Source organism: Burkholderia sp. MR1-5-21 (assembly GCF_053427715.1).
Map to the genome: position 1 here is coordinate 127880 of NZ_JBSAXD010000022.1, position 19443 is coordinate 147322.

23 protein-coding genes and 1 pseudogene are annotated in these 19443 nt (G+C 63.4%); 22 read left to right on the forward strand and 2 right to left on the reverse strand.

What is annotated here, in order from left to right:
* Positions 1–41 precede the first annotated feature (41 nt).
* The 10 genes and pseudogenes from ACV229_RS27060 to ACV229_RS27105 form a co-directional block, all read left to right on the forward strand.
* Positions 42–476 carry an ExbD/TolR family protein gene (locus ACV229_RS27060; protein ID WP_448086173.1) on the forward strand — a complete coding sequence of 145 codons (435 nt, stop codon included), beginning with the start codon at positions 42–44 and terminating at the stop codon, positions 474–476.
* Positions 477–486: 10 nt separating this feature from the next.
* The gene (locus ACV229_RS27065) at positions 487–909 is read left to right on the forward strand and encodes an ExbD/TolR family protein (RefSeq protein WP_448086174.1); all 423 of its coding nucleotides are present in this window, start codon (positions 487–489) and stop codon (positions 907–909) included.
* Between the two features lie 98 nt (positions 910–1007).
* Positions 1008–2216, forward strand: a complete 1209-nt coding sequence (locus ACV229_RS27070) for a hypothetical protein (protein WP_448086175.1) — start codon at positions 1008–1010, stop codon at positions 2214–2216.
* 608 nt (positions 2217–2824) lie between these two features.
* Positions 2825–3133, forward strand: coding sequence for a hypothetical protein (locus tag ACV229_RS27075; protein ID WP_448086176.1), 309 nt, complete (start codon positions 2825–2827; stop codon positions 3131–3133).
* A complete protein-coding gene (locus ACV229_RS27080; RefSeq protein WP_448086177.1) occupies positions 3130–4563 on the forward strand; it encodes a TolC family protein in 1434 nt (477 codons plus the stop codon). The genes ACV229_RS27075 and ACV229_RS27080 overlap by 4 nt, the downstream gene beginning before the upstream one ends.
* 1 nt (position 4564) lies before the next feature.
* Positions 4565–5860: a multicopper oxidase family protein gene (locus tag ACV229_RS27085; protein ID WP_448086178.1), complete on the forward strand. Its 1296-nt coding sequence runs from the start codon at positions 4565–4567 to the stop codon at positions 5858–5860.
* A gap of 60 nt (positions 5861–5920) precedes the next feature.
* On the forward strand, positions 5921–6268 hold the full coding sequence (locus ACV229_RS27090; RefSeq protein WP_448086179.1) for a copper-binding protein: 348 nt from the start codon (positions 5921–5923) through the stop codon (positions 6266–6268).
* Between the two features lie 67 nt (positions 6269–6335).
* Positions 6336–6710, forward strand: a complete 375-nt coding sequence (copC, locus tag ACV229_RS27095) for a copper homeostasis periplasmic binding protein CopC (protein WP_448086180.1) — start codon at positions 6336–6338, stop codon at positions 6708–6710.
* Positions 6710–7651 carry a copper resistance D family protein gene (locus ACV229_RS27100; RefSeq protein WP_448086181.1) on the forward strand — a complete coding sequence of 314 codons (942 nt, stop codon included), beginning with the start codon at positions 6710–6712 and terminating at the stop codon, positions 7649–7651. The genes copC and ACV229_RS27100 overlap by 1 nt, the downstream gene beginning before the upstream one ends.
* A gap of 135 nt (positions 7652–7786) precedes the next feature.
* Positions 7787–8016 (forward strand): annotated as a pseudogene (locus ACV229_RS27105) (DDE-type integrase/transposase/recombinase); the annotation flags it as partial.
* Here the strand turns inward: ACV229_RS27105 and ACV229_RS27110 are convergent.
* A complete protein-coding gene (locus ACV229_RS27110) occupies positions 7998–8276 on the reverse strand; it encodes a hypothetical protein (protein ID WP_448086203.1) in 279 nt (92 codons plus the stop codon). The pseudogene ACV229_RS27105 and the gene ACV229_RS27110 sit on opposite strands and share 19 nt — an antisense overlap.
* 64 nt (positions 8277–8340) lie before the next feature.
* On the opposite strand from ACV229_RS27110, the gene ACV229_RS27115 reads away from it, so the two are divergent.
* From ACV229_RS27115 to ACV229_RS27140, 6 genes are all read left to right on the forward strand, one after another.
* Positions 8341–9102: a fumarylacetoacetate hydrolase family protein gene (locus ACV229_RS27115; RefSeq protein ID WP_448086182.1), complete on the forward strand. Its 762-nt coding sequence runs from the start codon at positions 8341–8343 to the stop codon at positions 9100–9102.
* A 43-nt stretch (positions 9103–9145) separates the two neighbouring features.
* Positions 9146–9658 (forward strand): nuclear transport factor 2 family protein, encoded by a 513-nt coding sequence (locus ACV229_RS27120; RefSeq protein WP_448086183.1) that lies wholly within the window; start codon positions 9146–9148, stop codon positions 9656–9658.
* Between the two features lie 4 nt (positions 9659–9662).
* A complete protein-coding gene (locus ACV229_RS27125) occupies positions 9663–10520 on the forward strand; it encodes a fumarylacetoacetate hydrolase family protein (RefSeq protein ID WP_448086184.1) in 858 nt (285 codons plus the stop codon).
* Positions 10521–10644: 124 nt separating this feature from the next.
* Positions 10645–12228: an FAD-binding oxidoreductase gene (locus tag ACV229_RS27130; protein ID WP_448086185.1), complete on the forward strand. Its 1584-nt coding sequence runs from the start codon at positions 10645–10647 to the stop codon at positions 12226–12228.
* Positions 12225–12620 carry a c-type cytochrome gene (locus tag ACV229_RS27135; protein ID WP_448086186.1) on the forward strand — a complete coding sequence of 132 codons (396 nt, stop codon included), beginning with the start codon at positions 12225–12227 and terminating at the stop codon, positions 12618–12620. Before ACV229_RS27130 ends, ACV229_RS27135 begins: the two co-directional genes overlap by 4 nt.
* Positions 12617–13300, forward strand: coding sequence for a hypothetical protein (locus ACV229_RS27140; protein WP_448086187.1), 684 nt, complete (start codon positions 12617–12619; stop codon positions 13298–13300). Before ACV229_RS27135 ends, ACV229_RS27140 begins: the two co-directional genes overlap by 4 nt.
* A gap of 19 nt (positions 13301–13319) precedes the next feature.
* On the opposite strand, the gene ACV229_RS27145 is transcribed toward ACV229_RS27140, so the two are convergent.
* Positions 13320–14453: a VOC family protein gene (locus tag ACV229_RS27145; RefSeq protein ID WP_448086188.1), complete on the reverse strand. Its 1134-nt coding sequence runs from the start codon at positions 14451–14453 to the stop codon at positions 13320–13322.
* Positions 14454–14594: 141 nt separating this feature from the next.
* Between ACV229_RS27145 and ACV229_RS27150 the strand changes: the two genes are divergently transcribed.
* The 6 genes from ACV229_RS27150 (at position 14595) to ACV229_RS27175 (ending at position 19386) form a co-directional block, all read left to right on the forward strand.
* Positions 14595–14825, forward strand: a complete 231-nt coding sequence (locus tag ACV229_RS27150; RefSeq protein WP_448086189.1) for a hypothetical protein — start codon at positions 14595–14597, stop codon at positions 14823–14825.
* 176 nt (positions 14826–15001) lie between these two features.
* A complete protein-coding gene (locus tag ACV229_RS27155; RefSeq protein ID WP_448086190.1) occupies positions 15002–16033 on the forward strand; it encodes an MBL fold metallo-hydrolase in 1032 nt (343 codons plus the stop codon).
* On the forward strand, positions 16030–16782 hold the full coding sequence (locus tag ACV229_RS27160) for a hypothetical protein (protein ID WP_448086191.1): 753 nt from the start codon (positions 16030–16032) through the stop codon (positions 16780–16782). Before ACV229_RS27155 ends, ACV229_RS27160 begins: the two co-directional genes overlap by 4 nt.
* Complete coding sequence (locus tag ACV229_RS27165; protein ID WP_448086192.1) at positions 16779–17813, forward strand: hypothetical protein; 1035 nt, start codon at positions 16779–16781, stop codon at positions 17811–17813. Before ACV229_RS27160 ends, ACV229_RS27165 begins: the two co-directional genes overlap by 4 nt.
* A gap of 26 nt (positions 17814–17839) precedes the next feature.
* Positions 17840–18337 (forward strand): nuclear transport factor 2 family protein, encoded by a 498-nt coding sequence (locus ACV229_RS27170; RefSeq protein ID WP_448086193.1) that lies wholly within the window; start codon positions 17840–17842, stop codon positions 18335–18337.
* Between the two features lie 77 nt (positions 18338–18414).
* On the forward strand, positions 18415–19386 hold the full coding sequence (locus ACV229_RS27175) for a peptidyl-prolyl cis-trans isomerase (RefSeq protein ID WP_448086194.1): 972 nt from the start codon (positions 18415–18417) through the stop codon (positions 19384–19386).
* The last annotated feature ends 57 nt before the right edge of the window (positions 19387–19443 follow it).

Here is a 19443-nt window from a genome sequence, read left to right on the forward strand (position 1 = left end):
GTCGCTGCTAATCACGCCGCGCTAACGGAGACATCATCACCATGGCAATGAACGTAGGAACTGCCGACGGCGATGCCGAAGAGCAGATGAACTCTAGCATCAACACCACGCCTCTGGTGGATGTGATGCTGGTGCTGCTGATCATCTTCCTGATCACGATTCCCGTGGTCACGCAGTCGATCAAGGTCGAGTTGCCCAAGGAACGCAACGTGCCGACGCAGACCAAGCCGGAGAACATCCTGCTTGCCGTCAGCAAGGAAGGCGACATCTACTGGGGCGTGCACCCTATCAAGGACGTCGCGGAGCTCGTCGCCCGGCTGAAGACGGAATCCGTCAAGGTGCCGCAGCCCGAGGTTCACATTCGCGGCGATCAGGACGCGCGCTATGAAAGCGTCGGCCGACTGGTCGTGGCATGCCAGCGGGCGGGAATCTCGAAGGTGGGCTTCATCACCGAACCGCCGCCGAACGTAGAGTAGGGAGAAGAATATGGCTATGAATGTAGGCTCCGCTGGCGATGACGACGTGTTGGTCGAGATCAACACCACGCCGTTGATCGACGTGATGCTGGTGCTCTTGATCATGCTGATCATCACGATCCCGATCCAGACCCACGCGGTGAAGATGAACATGCCGATCGGCAAGAGCAGCGCGCCAGCGAAGCCGCCGGAGATCGTTCGCATCGATGTCGACTTCGACGGCACCATCGGCTGGAACGGCGTGATCGTCCAGCCGGGTCCGGAGCTCGATGCCAGACTGATGGCGGTGGCCGCACAGCCCGACCAGCCCGAGGTGCACCTGCGCCCCAACAAGCTCGTGTCGTACAAGAACGTGGCCCACATCATGGCCACCGCCCAGCGCCTGGGCGTGACCAAGATCGGCCTCGTCGGCAACGAGCAGTTCATGAACTAGGTGTTCGTGAATAACGCACTTGCATCCTGTCCAATGCGGGGACCGCGCTCACGGCCGATCCCGACTTCGCTTTTAGAAGCGCTCTGAGGAACTCATCCATGAAACACCTACGCGCGTTGTCCGTCGCCCTGCTCGCAGCCGGCTTCGTGTCTTTCGCATCGGCGCAGACGCAGATGCGGTCTGAAGTCGGCAAACCGCTGCAGCAGGCTGCCGAGCTGCTGAAGGCCGGCAAGTCGCGCGAGGCGCTGGCCAAGGTGCGCGAGGCCGACGCCATCTCCGGCAAGACGCCCGCCGAGCAGATCATGATCGACCGCATGCGCGCGGCCGCCGCGCAGCGCGCCGGGGACACGAACGGCGCGACCCAGGCGCTCGAAGCGGTGTTCCCGAAGGTGTCGGGCGCCGAGCAGGCGCAAGTCGCCGAATCGCTGGCCTTCACTTATTCGCAGGCCAGGAACTTCCCCAAGGCAACCGACTGGGCCAACAAGGCGCAGCAGCTCGGCAGCAACAGTGCGCAGCTCAAGCAGCTTCAGGCCTATCTCCAGGCACAGAGCGGCGACTTCAACGCGGTGATGCGCCAGGCGCAAACCGCCGTGGCGGCTGCCGAGGCGGCCAACAAGCGCCCCGAGGAGGACGATCTGCTGCGCCTGGCCGACGCCGCCCAGCGCACCAACAACCAGGCGGTGTACTCGAGCGCGCTCGAGAAGCTCGTTCGCTACTACGGCAAAAAGGACTACTGGAGCGCCTACCTCGCGCGCATCCAGCGCGAGCCTGGCTTCGCCGATCGGCTGTCGCTGGATGTGATGCGGCTGAAACTTCAGGACGGCCTGCTGACCAAATCCGATGAATACATGGAGATGGCCGAGCTGTCGCTGCAGGCCGGCCTGCCGGCCGAGGGCCAGCGCGTCGTCGAGCGCGGCTTTACGGCCGGCGTGCTCGGCACCGGTGCGGACGGCGAGCGCCACAAGCGGCTGCGTGACCTGGCCAACAAACAGGCAGCCGAGTCAGCCCGGACCATAGGCGCCGCCGCCGCCGAAGCCGCCCAGGCCAAGGACGGCAATGCGCTGGTGCAAACCGGCTTTGCCTACGTGACGATGGGCCAGGCCGACAAGGGCGCGACGCTGATCGAGCAAGGCATCGCCAAGGGTGGCCTCAAACGCCCCGAGGATGCCAAACTGCACCTGGGCCTCGCACTGCTGCAGGCCGGCAAGAAGGCCAAGGGCGTGCAGGTGTTGAAGAGTGTGCAGGGCAATGACGGTGCGGCCGACATCGCCCGCCTGTGGGCGACGATGAACGGCAACCAGGGCTGACGACGCGCGCCCTGCCCTCCTTCGTCCAGGCCGTCGGCAAGCGCGTGCAGTTAGAACCAAACACACCCTCCTCTTTACAGTCTTCGTAAACTGCGTACCAGCTTCTCAAGCTATGTCTTACTGGCGCAAATTCTTCGTCGTCGTGCTGCTGATACTGAGCATTCCGGTTCAGTCGTTCGCAGCCGTCTCCATGAAATGCGGGTCTTCGCATTTCGGGAGTGACGTCGCGTCCGCGCAGCACTCGGACCTGGGTGAAGCGACCCGCCGCCATCATGTGCATGACTCGATAATGGTCGGCGGCGACCATCACAGCCATCCCCATTGCTGCAAAGCGCACCATGTTCATGGGTGCTCGACCTGCGCGTCCTGCTGTTTCAACGGGCCCTTGCCGGTCGTCCCCACAGTGGCGACATCTGTCGACCAGTTTCATTTTGCCGTTCCTCTTCCCCCTTCTGCTCGTGTCGTGTCGTTTCTGACTGACGGCATCGAACGACCTCCCCGAATCTCGCTCGTCTGATCCTTCCGTCGCGGCCCCTGCGCTGCGACGCGAAATTTCGACCTGATGCCCGCACGTCGGCTATCCAGGTGGCTTACGACGAGAAAAATCCATGCGAATGTTTATCGCGGCGCTGCTCAGCGCGGCGGCATTGTTGCCGGCGCTCGGGCACGCCACTACCACACTTCCTGACCCGACCGACGCTGCCGCATCGGTTCCGGCGGTCAGCGTGTCGTCCACCTTCGCGGACTATCAACCGTACCGGGACCAGAAAGCGCCCACTTGGCAGGAGCTCAATCGGGTCGTGGCGAGTTCATCTGAGATGACAGGAATGAGCCACGGCAACATGCCGGCTGGCGGCACCGATGTCAACGTCAAGAACAGCGAGCACAGCGCAAAGCACGAAGGACCGGCGAAATGAGTGTGCACTTCTTTTCGGGCCGACGCATTGTTGTGGTCGCCAGCGCGATGGTTTTCCTTGCTGGCTGTACGAGCTTTTCGACGGACGGCGGCTTCAATACCGTTTCGAAGACCGCCTCTGAGCGTCTTGGGAAAGATGCTGTACTGGTGAAGACCGACGAAGACCGGGACGCCGTCGCAAAGCGAACGCAGGTGCTGCTTTCCAAGCCCTTGAGCATGGATGATGCGGTCCAGATTGCACTGCTGAACAACCGGGGCCTGCAAGCTTCCTACGGCGAGCTCGGCATTTCCGAGGCGGACCTCGTGCAGGCAGGATGGCTTCCGAACCCCGGCTTCAGTTTTAGCCGCACGCATGGGAACAACGACCTGAGCATCAACCGCACCGTCACGCTCGGGTTACTGAACGTCCTGACGCTGCCCCTGGCGACGCGCATCGGGAGCCGCCACTTCGAGCAGACCAAGCTGCTTGCGGCAGATGCGATGCTCAAGGTAGCCGCTGACGCGCGACGAGCTTATGTCAACGCGGTCGCAGCCGAGCAGGCCGCGACATACGCCGGGCAGGTAAAGGACTCGGCCGAGGCCGGTGCCGAACTGGCGTTGCGGATGCAACAGGCCGGCAACTTCAGCAAGCTTGACTACGCGCGCGAGCAGGCCTTCTACGCGGATGCCGTGGCACAACTGGCGAAGATGCGGCAACAGTCTGTCGCTACCCGGGAAAAGCTGACCCGCACGATGGGCCTGTGGGGCGCTGGCACGCAGTACAAGCTGCCCGACCGGCTGCCGGACCTTCCCAAGGAGCGTCCTGACTTGAAGGACATCGAGGGCTTCGCGATGCAAAACCGGCTGGACATCCAGGCGGCGAAGCTGCAGACGCAGAGTGTCGCATCGTCGCTCGGTCTGACCAAAGCAACGCGTTTCATCAATGCGCTGGACGTCGGGTATCAGAACAACTTCACGACTTCCGACGGCCACGAACAGGGCTACGAAATCAGCGTCGAGATTCCCATTTTCAACTGGGGGGGCTCAAAGGTCGCGCGCGCCAAAGCGATTTATATGCAGTCGGTCAATCGCGTCGCCGAGACCGCGATTAATGCACGGTCCGAGGTCCGGGAGTCGTATTCGGCCTACGTGATCGATTACGACGTCGCAAAGCACTACCGCGATGAAGTCGTCCCTCTCCGCAAAACGATTTCCGACGAACTGCTGCTTCGCTACAACGGCATGCTCGCAAGCGTGTTCGAACTGCTGGCCGATTCGCGCGACCAGGTCGTCGCGATGAACAGCTATATCGACGCCTTGAAGGACTACTGGCTTGCGGAGACCGATTTGCAGCAGGCAGTCGGCGGCCGCCTCCCGCCGCTCGCTGTGGCCTCAGCGCCATCAGTACCCACGACCCAACCGGCGTCGCCTACAGATTCCGAAGGTAAATGAGATGGTGTTACGTCGAAATTTTCTTGGCGGCTCGGGGGCCGCACTGCTTGGAGCAGCATTGGTGAGCAAGGCTGGTTCTGCGTCGCTGCCCGAGGCGCCAACGATGGCCAACGCCACTATGCAACCGCCACTCACGCCTCCCAACGGCCGTCCATACACGCCCATTGCCACGCTGAACGGCTGGTCGCTGCCGTGGCGCATGAAAAACGGCTGGAAGGAATTCCACCTGATTGCCGAGCCTGTGGTGCGCGAAATGGCGCCCGGCATGAACGCGAATCTTTGGGGCTACAACGGGCAGGCCCCAGGCCCAACCATCGAGGCAGTAGAAGGCGATAAGGTCCGAGTCTTCGTGACCAACAAGCTGCCGGAGCACACCACCGTTCACTGGCACGGAATGTCATTGCCATCGGGCATGGATGGCGTCGGCGGCTTGACGCAACCGCACATTCCCCCCGGCAAAACGTTTGTCTACGAATTCGAACTTGAGAAGCATGGCACCTTCATGTATCACCCGCACGCCGACGAGATGGTTCAGATGGCGATGGGAATGATGGGAGCATTCATCGTTCATCCGAAAGACCCCAGCGTTATGCAGGTCGACCGTGACTTCGTGTTCATCATGTCCGCGTACGACATTGACCCTGGCAGCTTCACGCCGCGCGTCAACGAGATGATCGACTTCAACATGTGGACCTGGAACGCGCGAGTCTTTCCGGGCATCGACCCGTTGCCGGTACGTGCCGGGGACCGTGTGCGTATCCGGGTCGGCAATCTGACGATGACCAATCACCCCATCCATCTGCACGGCTATCACTTCGAGGTCGCGGGCACGGATGGCGGATGGGTTCCGCCGGCCGCGCGCTGGCCTGAGGTGACCGCCGATGTCGCGGTCGGCCAGATGCGCGCGATTGAATTCACGGCAAACCGGCCCGGAGACTGGGCGTTTCATTGCCACAAGTCCCACCACACGATGAATGCGATGGGGCACTCCGTACCGAACCTCATTGGCGTGCCGCAGAAAGACCTCGCGAAACGTATCAACAAACTCGTGCCGGACTACATGGCGATGGGCAGCACAGGTGGGGCGATGGGCGAGATGGAAATGCCCTTGCCCGATAACACGCTGCCGATGATGACCGGCTCCGGCCCATTCGGCCCGCTGGAAATGGGCGGCATGTTCACCGTCGTGAAGGTGCGCGAGGGACTGGGCCGCACCGACTACCGCGATCCGGGCTGGTTCAAACACCCGAAAGGGACCGTCGCATACGAATACACCGGCAAGCTGCCTGACAGCTGACTTTTGTCTGGCCGGGCATGCAGCCCGGCCTAGTCTTTTACTTGACACTGGAGAAGAGTGATGATGAACGTATTTTTGTCGACTGCCGTTGGCTGCGCGTTGGCGCTCTCCAGCGCTGCTTATGCGGCAGGCGACATGGACGACATGAAAACGGCCAGCGGAACGCAACAGGGCGGCGACGCCAAGAGCGGCATGTCTCACGGAGAAATCAGGAAGGTCGACGCGGCAGCCGGAAAGCTGACCATCAAGCACGGTCCTCTCGAAAACCTGGGCATGGACGCCATGACAATGGTCTTCAAGGTCAAAGACCCCGCAATGATTTCGCAGGTCAAGGTCGGCGACAAGCTTGATTTCGTGGCCGAAGAAATGGACGGCGCATTGACGGTAACGAAGCTTCAGAAAAAGTGATGAATCCAGGGGTATGTCCATCAAACGCAGGCAACAACTACTTTGACTATTCAGGATGCACAAGAACATGAAAACATTTACTCGCAAGCAACTCACGGGGCTGGCAACGGCAGCGGCCATCGCACTGGTGCCGGCTGTAGCGTTCGCGCACGGCAAGCTCGAGAATGCAGTCCCCTCGGCTGGTAGCACACTCGATGCAGCACCTGACGCAGTGCGGCTTACCTTTAATGAGGGCCTCGAATCCACTTTCAGCACGGTGAAAGTGTCCGATGCAAACGGCGCCGCCGTGACCAGCGAAAAGGCCAAGGTCGACGCTTCTAATCCGCGCGTGATGACGATTGCACTCCCGAAACTCTCGTCCGGCTCCTACTCGGTCCAGTGGGCTGTGATGACGCATGACGCCCACAAGACCAAGGGCACGTACACCTTCCGGGTGAAGTGATGAACGATGGTCTCCTTGGCATCCTTCGGCTGGCGTTCGTTGCGCTGCAAAACCTCGGCTTTGCGGTTGTCGTTGGCGTACTCCTTGGCGACCGATGGCTCGCGCGTCGACACTCACCTTGGCAAGAGGGAATCAGTCGGCGGCTGGTCAGCGCACTACGTATTGCGTCGGTCGGCGTACTGGTATCCAGCGCGTTCGCTTTCTGGATTCATTGTGCTTTGATGAGCGAATCCACGCTTCTGGAGGCGGGGCCTGCGGTCCGCTCAATGCTAGTGGAGACCGGCTTTGGTCATGCGTGGTTAGTTGGCGCGGGGCTGATGCTATGCGTGGTTATTCTTTCGCTTATCCAGACCGGCAAGTCGATTCGATTTCCGCTGGGCATCGGACTGGCTCTGGCGGGTGTAGCCCTTGCGCGAAGCAACGGAGGACACCCGGTCGATGCTGGCCTGTTCAGCTTGCCCGTATGGGTGGACTGGATACATCTACTCGCCGTCAGCGCATGGGTGGGACTTGTGTTGGTCACGGCATATGTTGTTGCGCCGCGTATTTTCGATGCTCCATACAGCGAGCATGTCAACAGCGCGGCGTATATCCAGTCTTTGTCGGATGGCGCAACGCTTGCGCTTGTTGTTCTTTTCGCCACAGGCGCTTATAACGGCTGGCGTGGTGTCAGGTCGCCTGATGACCTTCTGGAATCGGGTTACGGAAAGATTCTGTTATTGAAATTCGCGCTGGTATTCGTAGCAGCAGCCCTCGGAGGACACAACCGCTTCTTCGAGATGCCCAGGCTGCTCGCATCGTTGAAGAATGCCTCTTCGACGCCACCCGTGAAGCCTCTACAGCGCTTTGCCACCGTGTTGCATATCGAATCGGTGGCACTGGCTGGGGTACTGGTCGCCGCTGCGGTACTCGTCTCCAGCCCACTGCCTGGTACTTCGTAGGGCTGTGTCGCAATAAGACGCTGCGGTAAAGTTCGCGATTCGATATTGACGGCGAATCCGATGGCCGGAAAGAAGAAAACGGCGCCCAAGATACTTCATTTCGCGGTCCAAGCGTCCGGCGGGCAGGAGCTGGGGCGACCAATGCCGATCAAGATCCGGCAAAACAAATACCTGAACAACATCGCCTTGCAGGACCACCACGCGTCAAACACATCATCAGACCGATGATGGGGTTCAAGGATTTCCGCTGCACACGAATCATTCTGTCCGGCATCGAAATCGCACACATGATCCGCAAGGGGCAGATGTGTGATGATGGCGTCGCTGCAACTGCAGCCGAGCCATTCTATTCTTTTTCGATATAAGCATTCCTATTCATCTCGGGCGTTTGCTCATCCCATCTTCCATTAACGAGACACAACCCGACATCGAGTATTGGGGCACCTCGCGCACCAAGGCTGAAGGCGTTGCCTGCAACGGCAGCAACGGAGTGGGCGGTCGCCTCGTGCTCCCGATGGATGCCTCGCATGATCAGGATCGGGCAGTTGGCGCGGCGAGCCGCCCAGGCGGCGGATTCCGGCCCGATCCGATGACTCGTCGTCTCAGGATCGATATCTATCAACATTATCGATTCTATGGTACAAATCCGATTTATGAGGCGCGATCACGCCTGGTCCCAAGGAGATGACATGAGCAAACGACGCCAGTTCATGGCGACGGCGGCCACCGGGCTCGCCGCTGCCGCATTCGGACAACCCGCAAAGGCCGCCGCGCCGGGGTATGCAATCCCGCCCCTGCCAGTTCCGTCGCTGCCAGTGGCGCGCTCCTCAGAGCGCTTCCCGGTCCGGCGCATCTACTGCATGGGCCTCAACTACGACATGCACATCAAGGAGAGTTCGTTCCGGGCGCCACCGTTCTACTTCATGAAGGCGAGCGACCAGATCGTCGAGAACAAAGCCAGGATCCCCTATCCGCGTATGACGCACAACTATCACCACGAGATCGAGATGGTGGTGGCGATCGGCCGCGGCGGTGCCGACATTCCGGTGGAGACGGCGCTCGACCACGTCTTCGGCTACGCCTTGGGTCTGGACATGACCCGGCGTGACCTGCAAACCGATGCGCTGAAAGCGGGCATGCCGTGGGAAGCCGGCAAGTCCTTCGACCAGGCAGCGCCCTGCACGGCGCTGCATCGCGTTGCCGACGTCGACCACATCCGTAAGGGCCGCATCGACCTCAAGGTGAACGGTGAGATACGCCAGCAGGACGACGTCGGCAACATGCTCCTCGACGTGCCGCACATCATCAACCTCATCTCGAAGTCTCAGGTCCTGATGCCGGGCGACCTCATCTATACCGGAACCCCTGCCGGCCCCGGGCCGGTTGTGAGTGGCGACCGCATGGTGGGCACGCTCGAGGGCATCGGTGAACTCACGATCACCATCGCCTGAATGAGCGGGACGCTTTGCAGCAAATCCACTGGAGAAAAATCAAATGATCCGCAAGACCCTGATGACCCTGGCAACGGGCACATTGCTGGTACTTGGCACCACCACCCTCTCGACGGCCGCACACGCCGCCGAGCTCATGACCAAGGAGAAGATGCTTAACTACTACAAGCTCTTCAACGCCGAAGACCTGCACTACGCCGAGCTGCTGGCACCCAATGTCGAGTTCGACCACTTTGTCGCGGGCAAGCTGCGTGGTCCGCAGCAGATCATCGACTTCTACAAGAAGTTGTGGACCGGCGGCATGCAGGAAGTGCGCGAGCCGACAGCCATCGTCATCGACAACGAAGGCGGCCAAATGGCGATCGAGATGCTCATTCACATTACGGCACGCCCCGGCCGTGGCGACGTGAAGTTGCCCACCGGCGAAGTCATCAAGCAGGGCGAAGAGTGGCAGGGGGCCAGCGTCCTCTTCTACGGCATTCACGACGGCAAAATCACTTCGATCCGCGGTGCCACCTCCGGACCCGGGAAGATCACACGCGTAGTAAAGGACTAAGACGATGAAGCTTGCCACTTTCAATCTGGACGGTCACGAGGCGCTCGGGATCATCCACGACGGACGCATTAAGCCAATCGCGCAGGCAGCGCCGCAATTGCCCCGCACCATGATCGAACTGATCGCATGCTACGACGACGCGCGCGAGGAACTGCTGCGACTGAATGCCGATGGCGCAGGCTGGCTGGACCTTGCGCAAGTGCGTCTTCGGGCACCCATCGCGCGCCCGGGCAAGATCCTGGGGATCGGCCTGAACTATGCGGACCACGTCGCGGAGACCGGGCGCGAAGTGCCCAAGGAACCGGTCTGGTTCATCAAGGCCTCGACTTGCGTTGCCGGTCCCCACGACCTCATCCAGATCCCGAAGGCCTCGCCGGAGAGCGTCGACTACGAGGCTGAGATGGTCGTGGTGATCGGCCGCGGTGGACGTAACATCACGCGCGAGCAGGCACCGCAGGCGGTCTTCGGCTACTGCGTCGGCAACGACGTCAGCGTGCGCGAGTGGCAGCGGCACTCGCCCCAATGGTGCGTGGGCAAGTCCTTCGACACCCACGGCCCCTGCGGCCCATGGATCACCCTGGCAGATGAAATCCCGGATCCGCACGCGCTCAACATCCGCTGCCTCGTCAACGACGAAGAGCGGCAGCGCTCGAACACCAAGCACCTGATCTTCGACGTCTGGGCGCAGATCGAGTACCTGTCGAAGGCCATGACGCTCGAACCCGGCGACCTGATCTACACCGGCACGCCGGGAGGCATCGGCTGGATGCACAAGCCCCCGCGCGTGCTGCGCGCGGGTGACGTCGTGCGCTGCGAGGTCGAGCGCCTGGGTCATATCGAAGGCACCTGCGCCCCGGAATGACGCCTTTGCTCCCCTTCCGCGCTCCTGCGCGCAATGGGGGCGCGGGACGGGGTGGCACGCGCAAACGCTAGAACTTCAACAGGTCGGACACACGGCCGCGCAACCCACAGGAGACATCCGTCACATGAGAACACCCGAAGGCATCAGCGAGAGCCAATTCCGGGAAGCATTGCAGCGTTTCGCTGCCGTCGTCGGAGACGACTGGGTCTTCTGGAAGGACGAGGATCTCGCGCTCTACGACGATCCGTACACGCCCTACCTGAACGAGCCCGAGCGCCAGCACAAGGCCTCGGCGGCGATTTCGCCCACCAGTGTCGAGCAGGTGCAGGAGATCGTCCGGATTGCCAGCAAGTACCGCACGCCGCTCTACACCTTCTCGACGGGCCGCAACCTGGGTTATGGCGGGCCCTCGCCCACGTATTCGGGCTCGGTCATCCTCGACCTCAAGCGCATGAACCGAGTCCTCGAGGTCAACGCCACCGACGGCTACATGATTGTCGAGCCGGGCGTCACCTTCATCGAACTGCGCCGCTACCTCGACGCGCATGCGCCCGACCTGATCCCCTCGGCGCCCGGACCGGGCTGGGGCAGCCCGATCGGTAACGCGCTCGACCACGGGGTGGGCAATGTCTTCGACGACAACTTCAGCGCGGTGACCGGCCTCGAGGTGGTGCTCGCCAGCGGCGAGGTGATGCGCACCGGCCGTGGCGCGCTGCCCGGCTCGCCGCTCTGGCCGCATTACCACTACGGGTTCGGCCCGCACATCGACGGCATTTTCTCGCAGTCGAACTTCGGCATCGTCACCAAGGCCTGCTTTCGGCTCAAGCGCCGTTGGGAGGTCGAGCAGATGTTCCAGGTGACGTCCAACCGCGAAGCCGATTTCGGGCCCATGCTGGACGCGCTCAAGGAGTTGCGCGACCAGGGCGTGATCGGCAGCGTGGGCATGGGCTGCCCCATCCGCGATTCCGTCGGCTTCAGCCACGGCAAAGTGCCTTTCGCCGACGAGGTGCGGACATTGAATCGCCGCCGCGACGGCGGCACCAGTGCGCAATGGGAGGCGCTGGCGACCCGGGTGAACATGCCCGCCGTCAGCGTCATGGGCGCCACGCGCGGCCCGGCACCGGTGGTCAAGGCACAGCTCGACTACGTGCGCGATCTCCTCCAGCAGCGAAAGGTGCCCGGCACCCTGAAGCTGATGCCCCCCGAGACAAGCATCCGGCCACCGACCATCGATTTCGGCGTGCTCGCGACAACGGGCTTCGACCATGGGCACTACATCTTCTCGCCCATCATCCGCCAGACCCCCGAGGACCTGTTCGAGATCAACCTGCTGATCCGCAACGTGCTGATCGATGCGGGCGATTTCGACTGGCTGGACCGCACCGGCTGGTGGGGCACCGGGCCCAGCAGCAGCACGTTCATGATGGTCATCATGGGGCTGCGCACCTACGAGGACCGAGACGAGAATCACCGCACGCTGGAAATCTTTTCCCGCCTGGTGCAGAAATGCGGCGAGCGCGGCTGGGGCGAGTACCGCTCCCCGGTGGCCTTCCACGACCACGTCATCGACCAGTTCTCCTTCAACAAGCACGCGCTGCGGCGCTTCAACGAGACCATCTACGACGCGCTCGACCCCAACGGCATCCTGTCTCCGGGCAAGTGCGGCATCTGGCCAAAACATCTGCGCAAGAGCGGAGAGAAGCGATGACGAAAAACAGACAACTCGCCATGATGTTGGCGCTTTGCCTTGCCAGCTGCGCCGCGCTTGCTGTCGAAAGTGGCAGACCGGCCGAAAGTACCGCTGCGCTACCCGCCGGCAAGGTTGTCTTCGATCATTGGTGCGCCGGGTGCCACGAGGCGCTGCCGGGCCGGGGCATCGATCCCCCGGCGGGCACCTTCGTGCTGCAGCAACGCTATCGGGGTGCCGTACCGGCCGAGCTGGAAAAACGCACGAACCTGCCGCCAGAGTATATCCGCGCCTTGGTACGCACGGGCAGAAACATCATGACGCCATTCCGCAAGACCGAAGTGACGGATCGCGACCTCGACGCCCTTGTCGCCTGGCTGACGCGCAACAACCCGAAGGAGGCGCGCCAGTGAGCACGAAGTCGCATCCGTCCCTTGGCATCACGCGCCGCGAGTTCCTCCACGCCGGACTGTGCGTGACGGGCGCCGCTTTGCTGGCCCCGGCCTTGACGGCCCTGGTTGCCGGCACGCCATTGGTCCCGGCCTCGCCGGCCCTAGCTGCCGACACGCCATGCCTGCCGCTCTACAAGGTGGTCTACGACGAACGATTCGGTGCCAGCCGGGAGTTTGCGCACCAGGTCCGCGACCGCGGCGTGCCCGTGCGCGCCATCGATGGGAATGTGCACGACCTGTGGTACGAGGACCTCTCCCTGCAGTGGCGGACCGCACCCGTTGCCATTGCTGGCATGACGTCGCTCGAATCGATGTTCGTGCTGGCAATGATGGCCCAGGACGTACGCCTGCGCGTCATCTATCGCGCGCATCACGTCGTCGGCGACACGCATGGCGGTGACGCAAAGGGCGCGGCCACGCACTCGGTGTACGGCCCACTGGCTGCGCTGGCCCAACAGCCGGTTCTGGCCGGAACGCAGGCGCAGTGGGCCCGCACCGCAGCTCACATCGTCACCGCATGGCCGAAATCGGCCGTCTCGCGCAGCCCGCAGGTTTCCACCATCCTGAGGGCCGGCGATGCAGCCGTTGAGCGCACCTCTCTCGTGACCTGGGTGATCGCTCCGGACGCGGCTTCAGCCTGATCGGGGTGCCCTGCGCTGCTCAGCGCAGGGGCTCCGTGAGGAGGACTTCCGTCTGCTCCCTCGGGCGGTGATTGGCTTCGAAATTCTCGCCCCATACCTGCAGCGGCGCACGCAAGGCACGCTCTGCCGGAGGCGGGAGGAAACTCGCGTCCGCCGGCTGGCCGTCCTTCATCAACTGGTGGCCCCAGATGCTGCCACCAGCAGTCAGTTCGGCCGCCTGCCAGCGCTCCGGATCGATCAGCAGTCCGCCCCAGCCGCACTCGATCAGGAAGTCCGATGGCGTGCGGACGTAGAACGACGTCATCATGTCGTTAATGTGCCGGCCAAGCGTCAGGACGATGCTCTTCTGGTAGTCCTTGAGCACGATGTCGTACGCATGGCCGACATCGTCCATGAACTGCGTTTCCAGCATGATGTGGTGTAGTTGATTTCGGTTGTCGGGGTTGGCGATCACCGCAAGGCTGTGTTCGCGGGGATTGATATGCATGAACTCCACGACCCGCGTGCCCTTGACGGTCGTAAAGTCGCTGGTGCGAAAGCCGAGCAGTTGACGATAGAACGTCGTGACTTTCTCGAATAGCGCGGGCTGTACCATGAGCACGGCATGGCCCATGCCCAGCGCGCCCGTCCGAAACCCGCCCATCGACCGCGCCGGCTGGAAGGTTGCGAGTGCAGGGCCATGGAAGATCTCCACGCCGTTGCCCGCCGGGTCCGTGAATGTGACCAGGTCGCGCACGCCGCGCTGGGACGCCAGGGCGCGAGAGCCGCGCGCGACCTTCACACCACCCGCCTCGAGTCGCGCAGCCAGCGCGTCGAGCGCAGCGCCGTCCGTCACTTCCCAACCATATGTCGCCACCCGCGCGCCCTGGTCGATGGCCAGGCGGTACTGGTGATCGTCCATGCGGAACACGCGCGTGCCGGCGCTGCGGTCGGAAAGCTGCAGGCCGTACACCTTCGGTGCCCACTCGCTCCAGACATCGAGCTTGTCGCCGGGCGCCACGACGTAGCCGAGAGATTGCAATCTCGGGCCGGGAGTTTTGCCGACGGCGGCCCATCCCTTGTCGGCCATCGTCAACAAGGTCGCGCCACCCAATCCCAGCACCGCGCGTCGCGAGACGGGCGGGATACCCCAAACATTTTCCTTGTCAGTCATCCTAAGTTTCCTCTCTTGCAAACCATGGCCATCTTGAAGTTTTACGTCAACGCCACTACGCACAGTCGCTTCGTTCGGGTCTTGCCGACAGCGCGGGCGGCTTGTAGAGGCGTCCTGGCAGCGTGAAATCGTCCCGAAGTGATGGAGCGTCCAGAAATTCGCGAGTGCGAGCAACGTCAGGATCCACTGCAGGCGCTGTCCTCGAAGGCCGACCTGGACTTCGTTCCAGAGCCCCATGTCGCCGTGCGTGATGCGACCGTCACGTGTCACGGCGGTCGCCTCGACGAACGCCAACGCGGCCCCGCGATTTCGCAGCCGCATGCCGCGAAGATCGATGGGGGAAAGCAGCCCGGCAGCCACGACTTCAAATAATCGATTGTTTATTAAATATTCGCTCGCAGATAGACTAACATAGGTGAACGTCGTTAGAATAGATTATCGTGGCAACGTTCGCTGGGGACGTGCAGAAAACCGTTTCGCACGAGTCACGCTCGCGCGTCGCACGGCCGCCACTAGCATTTCCCATCATTTTGCAAAGGAATCCTCCGTTGTTCCGTCAACCGATCCGGCTGGTCATGGCGCTGACCCTGGCGCCGTCCTTGGGGCTAGCGCCATTGGCGCAGGCCGCGCCCGCGCACGAGGCCCCGGCCACGGCCCATTCTGCGCCTGCGTCGGGCGCGGTGACTGGGCTGCTCGGTGTGACGAGGATCCGGCCGGACGTGGTGGTCCTGTCGGGCGCGGGTGCCAACATCGTCGTACAGATCGGGCCCCAGGGTGCGCTTGTGGTGGACAGCGGCACCGCGTCCAGCGCCGACCAGGTGCTGGCCGCAATCCGCAGCCTGACCGACGCGCCTATCCGCTTTTTGTTCAATACAGGCGCCGATGCCGCTCACGTTGGTGGAAACCTCACCCTCTCCACGGCGGGCAAGGCCTTCGGCCAGAGTTCGGGCCCCTTCACGTTGCCGGGACGCGCCACGGTCGTGGCGACAGTGCCGGTGCTCCAGCGCATGACCGAAGAGAACTACGAGAGCGAGGGGCTGCCGACGCAGACCGTCCGCGATCGCAAGGCGCTCTATCTCAACGGACAAGGGATCGAGGTGTACGCACGGGCCGGGGCGCACAGCGACGCCGACGCGGTCGTGCTCTTCCGAGGCTCGGACGTGTTGGTGACGGGCGAGATCTTCGACATCACGCACTTTCCCGCCATCGACGTGGAACACGGCGGCACGATCCAGGGAGAAATCGACGCCCTGAACGCGCTCATCGACCTGGCAATCCCCAACGTGCCCCTGACCTGGCTTGAGGGAGGAACCATGGTCGTTCCGGCGCGCGGCCGCCCCTGCCAGCAGGCGGAACTGGTCGAGTACCGGGACATGGTGACGATCATCCGCGATCGCGTCCGGGCGCTGAAGACCGAGGGGCGCACCTTGGCGCAGGTGATCGAGGCCAAGCCAGCTGCCGGGTACGCGCCGCGCTACGGCGCGAGCTCGGGCCCCGGGTCGACGGCGGGCTTCCTCGAGGCGATATATCGCAGCCTCGGTGACGAAAAACACGAATCCGGGTCGCCGAAGACACCGTGAACTGGAGACACATCCTGGAATTGCTACGAAAAGGCCTGGCCATCGCGCTCTGCGGGATCTGCGCACTCGTCGCCGGGCGGGCCGGCGCTGCGCCAGCCGAGCCGCCAACCAGCTCCGCGCGGTCGCTCGCGCCCTTCGACCTGACCGGAACCTGGGTGTCCGTGGTCACGCAGGACTGGCGCTATCGCATGGTCACGCCTGGTCGCGGGGAATATGCGGGCATTCCCCTCAACCGTGCGGCGAAGGACATTGCGGACCAATGGGATCCGGCGGGGGCGCAAGCTGCGGCCGAACCTTGCAGGGCCTATGGCGCCGCGGTGATCATGCGCGTGCCGGCCCGGCTCCGCATCACCTGGGCGGATGCGCGCACGCTGCGGGTGGAGATCGACAATGGCATGCAGGTGCGCATGCTGCACTTCGACGAGCGCGATGCGGCAACCGCCACCGCGGTCGAAGCGGGATCCTGGCAGGGCACGTCTCGCGCGGCCTGGGACGAAGGCGCGCTCAAGGTGATGACGCGCAGCATGCGCCCCGGCCTGCTGCGAGCCAACGGGGTTCCTTATAGCGGCGATGCCGAGCTCACCGAATACTGGGACCTCTACCGCGAGGCCGACGGCAGCCAGCGTCTGTCGATCGCGAGCATCGTGCGCGACCCGGTCTACCTGCAGGAGCCTTACGGAACCAGCCCGCTCTTCCGCCGAGAACCTGACGCTTCGAAATGGGACCCGACTCCATGCAAACCGCAATGAAGCGTGCCAGCCTGCGTGCCTGGTGCCTCGCACTGGCCTTCGTCCTCGGGAGCGCTATCGGCCAGGGAGCCAGCGCGCGCAGCGTCGACGAAGTCGACCTGTCCGGGTACTGGGAGCCGCTCGACATGGAGGACTTCCAGACCACCTATCTCGGCCCGGACCCGGTCGACTACACCGGCCTGCCGATCAACGACGCCGGACGGGCGCGCGCGCTGGGCTGGTCCGACGGCCAGCTCGCGATGCCCGAGCGGCAGTGCATCTATTACGGTACCGGGTATCTCGCCACCGGTCCTTTCGGTTTTCGCATCTCGGCCGAGACCGAGGAGTTCAACGGCCGCACGATCGCCTGGCGCATCTCGCCCTGGATCGACCGCCAAGCCACGGTCATCTGGGTTGACGGACGCGCCCACCCGGGACCCGAGACCGCACACACGTTCGCGGGTTTTACGACCGGCGTCTGGCAGGGCCATACGCTGACGACCACAACCACCCACCTGCGCGAGAGTCCCCTGCGCCGCAACGGCGTGCAGGGCAGCGACCGGACTACCGTGACGATGCACTTCACGCGACACGGCGACATCCTGCACCTCACCGCGCTGATCACCGACCCCGTCTACCTCAGCGAACCCTTCGTAGTGAGCCGGCTTTACCGCCTCAACCCGTCGGCATATCTGAAGAACGACATGGTCATGCCATGCGTTCCGCGCCGGCAGGGCTCGATTCCTGCGGGCTTCGTGCCGAGCTACCTGCCTGGCAAGAACCCGTTCGAGCACGCATTTGCCGACCAGTACGGCCTGCCGGTCGAAGCCGCTTTGGGCGGAGCGCAATCTCTCTACCCGGAGTACCGCCATCGCCTCGAGGGGACATACCGACGCCCGGAGTCGATGTGCAGCAACGGATCGTGCTGCGGCTGGGGAGATGCGCGCAATCCCGAGCACTACAACCGCTATTCGGCGCTGGCGTGCCCCGGTACCAAGCGTTCCTCGCCGGAGGTGGGGGACCTGATCGACCCGTCCGGGGGCGCGCATTGATCACGAATTTCAGGGGAGACGAAGCCATGACCAACCGGAGAACCGCGCTTGCGGGCCTGCTGGCGGGTGCCGGTGCGGCGCTGCTGGCGACTTCGCGCGCCGAGTCCTGCACGGTGCCGATCGATCGCGCCCGTTTCCAGCACTACCTGGAGCTCTTTGCCGCGGGCGATCCGGCCTACCTGCAGTACTACGCCGACGATGTCGTGCTCGCGATCGGCGAGCGCGCCGAACTGCGTGGCCCGCAGGCCATCGAAGCGCGCTTCCGCAAGCTGCGCGAAGACTTCGTCGAGACCTTCGAACTGCTCTTCTTCTGCTCGGACACCAGCGGCGTGGCTGTGGAGATGGCCGGCTCCTACCGTTGCATCCGGGATGTCGAGAACAGCGAGATCTTCGGCCGCTCGGTGCGCAAGGGCGAAGTGCGCCGCCACCGCGGCGTCGTCCTCTACACGGTTGCCAACGGCAGGATCCAGTACATCCGGGGCCCGAAGCCGCAACTGCTAAACGACTGGCGCCTGGAGGAGTGAGGGACGGGATGAATGCTGGAACGGCAACAGGGACCGCTGGACTGCGCTCCGGCGAACAATAGAGGACATCGAACGACATGCGAAAAACGATAGACAAAACCGGCGGCCTGACCTCCGGCGTCCATGATCCGCACCGTGCGCAGACACGGCGCTCACTCATACTGTTCGCCTGTGGCGCCTTGGTCGGCCTCGGGATTGCCGGCTACGGCCTGCTCACGGCCAAGGACACCAGCGCCGTGCCGCCGGAGGCCATGGCGCTCGTCAACGGACGGCCGATCCTGCGCAGCGACTTCGAGACCCAGGTACACACGCAATTCGGTGTTGCCTACGCGAGGTCGACCCCGGACCAGCGCCGCAGGGTGCTCGACGACATGATCGCGGAGGAGCTCAACGTTCAGCGCGGCGTCGAGCTCGACCTGCCGAGCTCCGATCCCGACGTGCGTGCGGCCATGGTCTCGGGCGTCGAGCTCGAGGTGACCGCAAATGTGCTGGCACAGCGACCCTCGCAGGAACAGCTGCGTGCATGGTACGAAAGTCACAAGGCGAAGTACGCGAGCGACGCCTCCATGCGCATGCGCGACCTGGTGGCGCGCACGGGGCCGCAACGGGATGCCGCCCGGGCCGGCGCCGACGCGGCGCAGGCCGTCGCCGCACTGCGCGCGGGCCGACCGCTCGAGCAAGTGATGCACAGCTTCGGGCTCGAGGATTCGGGCCGCGTGGATACCGACACGATCCTCGACTTCGCCGCCAGGGCCAAGCTCGATGCGCCGGTGTATGCCGCCGCGAGCCGGCTGGCTGCGGGGGCCGTGTCGGACCCGGTTGACGCGGCCGACGGGGCGCATGTCGTCGTGATGATCGAGCATCACGCGTCCGTGCAGCAGGCATTCGACACGGTTTCCAACCGCGTAGGGGCCGAATACGACAAGGAGGCTCAGGAGCAGGTGCTGCGGTCCAACGTGCAGTTCCTGCGCGGGCGCGCCGACGTTCAGCTGTCTAACGATGCCAAGGCCCTGCCCGGGACGGCGCGCCACCAGAAGGAGGGCGTATGATGCCCGGTCTCCATCGCTGGCTTGCGGTGCTCGCCGGCCTCGTGTTCGCACTCATCA

What these genes read in the sequence shown, in the direction of transcription:
- ACV229_RS27070 (WP_448086175.1), top strand. Translation starts at nt 1,008, where the DNA reads ATGAAACACCTACGCGCGTTGTCCGTCGCCCTGCTCGCAGCCGGCTTC.
- ACV229_RS27150 (WP_448086189.1), top strand. Translation starts at nt 14,595, where the DNA reads ATGGAGCGTCCAGAAATTCGCGAGTGCGAGCAACGTCAGGATCCACTG.
- ACV229_RS27165 (WP_448086192.1), top strand. Translation starts at nt 16,779, where the DNA reads ATGAAGCGTGCCAGCCTGCGTGCCTGGTGCCTCGCACTGGCCTTCGTC.
- ACV229_RS27170 (WP_448086193.1), top strand. Translation starts at nt 17,840, where the DNA reads ATGACCAACCGGAGAACCGCGCTTGCGGGCCTGCTGGCGGGTGCCGGT.
- ACV229_RS27135 (WP_448086186.1), top strand. Translation starts at nt 12,225, where the DNA reads ATGACGAAAAACAGACAACTCGCCATGATGTTGGCGCTTTGCCTTGCC.
- ACV229_RS27110 (WP_448086203.1), bottom strand. Translation starts at nt 8,276, where the DNA reads ATGTTGATAGATATCGATCCTGAGACGACGAGTCATCGGATCGGGCCG.
- ACV229_RS27120 (WP_448086183.1), top strand. Translation starts at nt 9,146, where the DNA reads ATGATCCGCAAGACCCTGATGACCCTGGCAACGGGCACATTGCTGGTA.
- ACV229_RS27130 (WP_448086185.1), top strand. Translation starts at nt 10,645, where the DNA reads ATGAGAACACCCGAAGGCATCAGCGAGAGCCAATTCCGGGAAGCATTG.
- copC (WP_448086180.1), top strand. Translation starts at nt 6,336, where the DNA reads ATGAAAACATTTACTCGCAAGCAACTCACGGGGCTGGCAACGGCAGCG.
- ACV229_RS27175 (WP_448086194.1), top strand. Translation starts at nt 18,415, where the DNA reads ATGCGAAAAACGATAGACAAAACCGGCGGCCTGACCTCCGGCGTCCAT.
- ACV229_RS27115 (WP_448086182.1), top strand. Translation starts at nt 8,341, where the DNA reads ATGAGCAAACGACGCCAGTTCATGGCGACGGCGGCCACCGGGCTCGCC.
- ACV229_RS27065 (WP_448086174.1), top strand. Translation starts at nt 487, where the DNA reads ATGGCTATGAATGTAGGCTCCGCTGGCGATGACGACGTGTTGGTCGAG.
- ACV229_RS27085 (WP_448086178.1), top strand. Translation starts at nt 4,565, where the DNA reads ATGGTGTTACGTCGAAATTTTCTTGGCGGCTCGGGGGCCGCACTGCTT.
- ACV229_RS27100 (WP_448086181.1), top strand. Translation starts at nt 6,710, where the DNA reads ATGAACGATGGTCTCCTTGGCATCCTTCGGCTGGCGTTCGTTGCGCTG.
- ACV229_RS27125 (WP_448086184.1), top strand. Translation starts at nt 9,663, where the DNA reads ATGAAGCTTGCCACTTTCAATCTGGACGGTCACGAGGCGCTCGGGATC.
- ACV229_RS27075 (WP_448086176.1), top strand. Translation starts at nt 2,825, where the DNA reads ATGCGAATGTTTATCGCGGCGCTGCTCAGCGCGGCGGCATTGTTGCCG.
- ACV229_RS27060 (WP_448086173.1), top strand. Translation starts at nt 42, where the DNA reads ATGGCAATGAACGTAGGAACTGCCGACGGCGATGCCGAAGAGCAGATG.
- ACV229_RS27080 (WP_448086177.1), top strand. Translation starts at nt 3,130, where the DNA reads ATGAGTGTGCACTTCTTTTCGGGCCGACGCATTGTTGTGGTCGCCAGC.
- ACV229_RS27145 (WP_448086188.1), bottom strand. Translation starts at nt 14,453, where the DNA reads ATGACTGACAAGGAAAATGTTTGGGGTATCCCGCCCGTCTCGCGACGC.
- ACV229_RS27090 (WP_448086179.1), top strand. Translation starts at nt 5,921, where the DNA reads ATGATGAACGTATTTTTGTCGACTGCCGTTGGCTGCGCGTTGGCGCTC.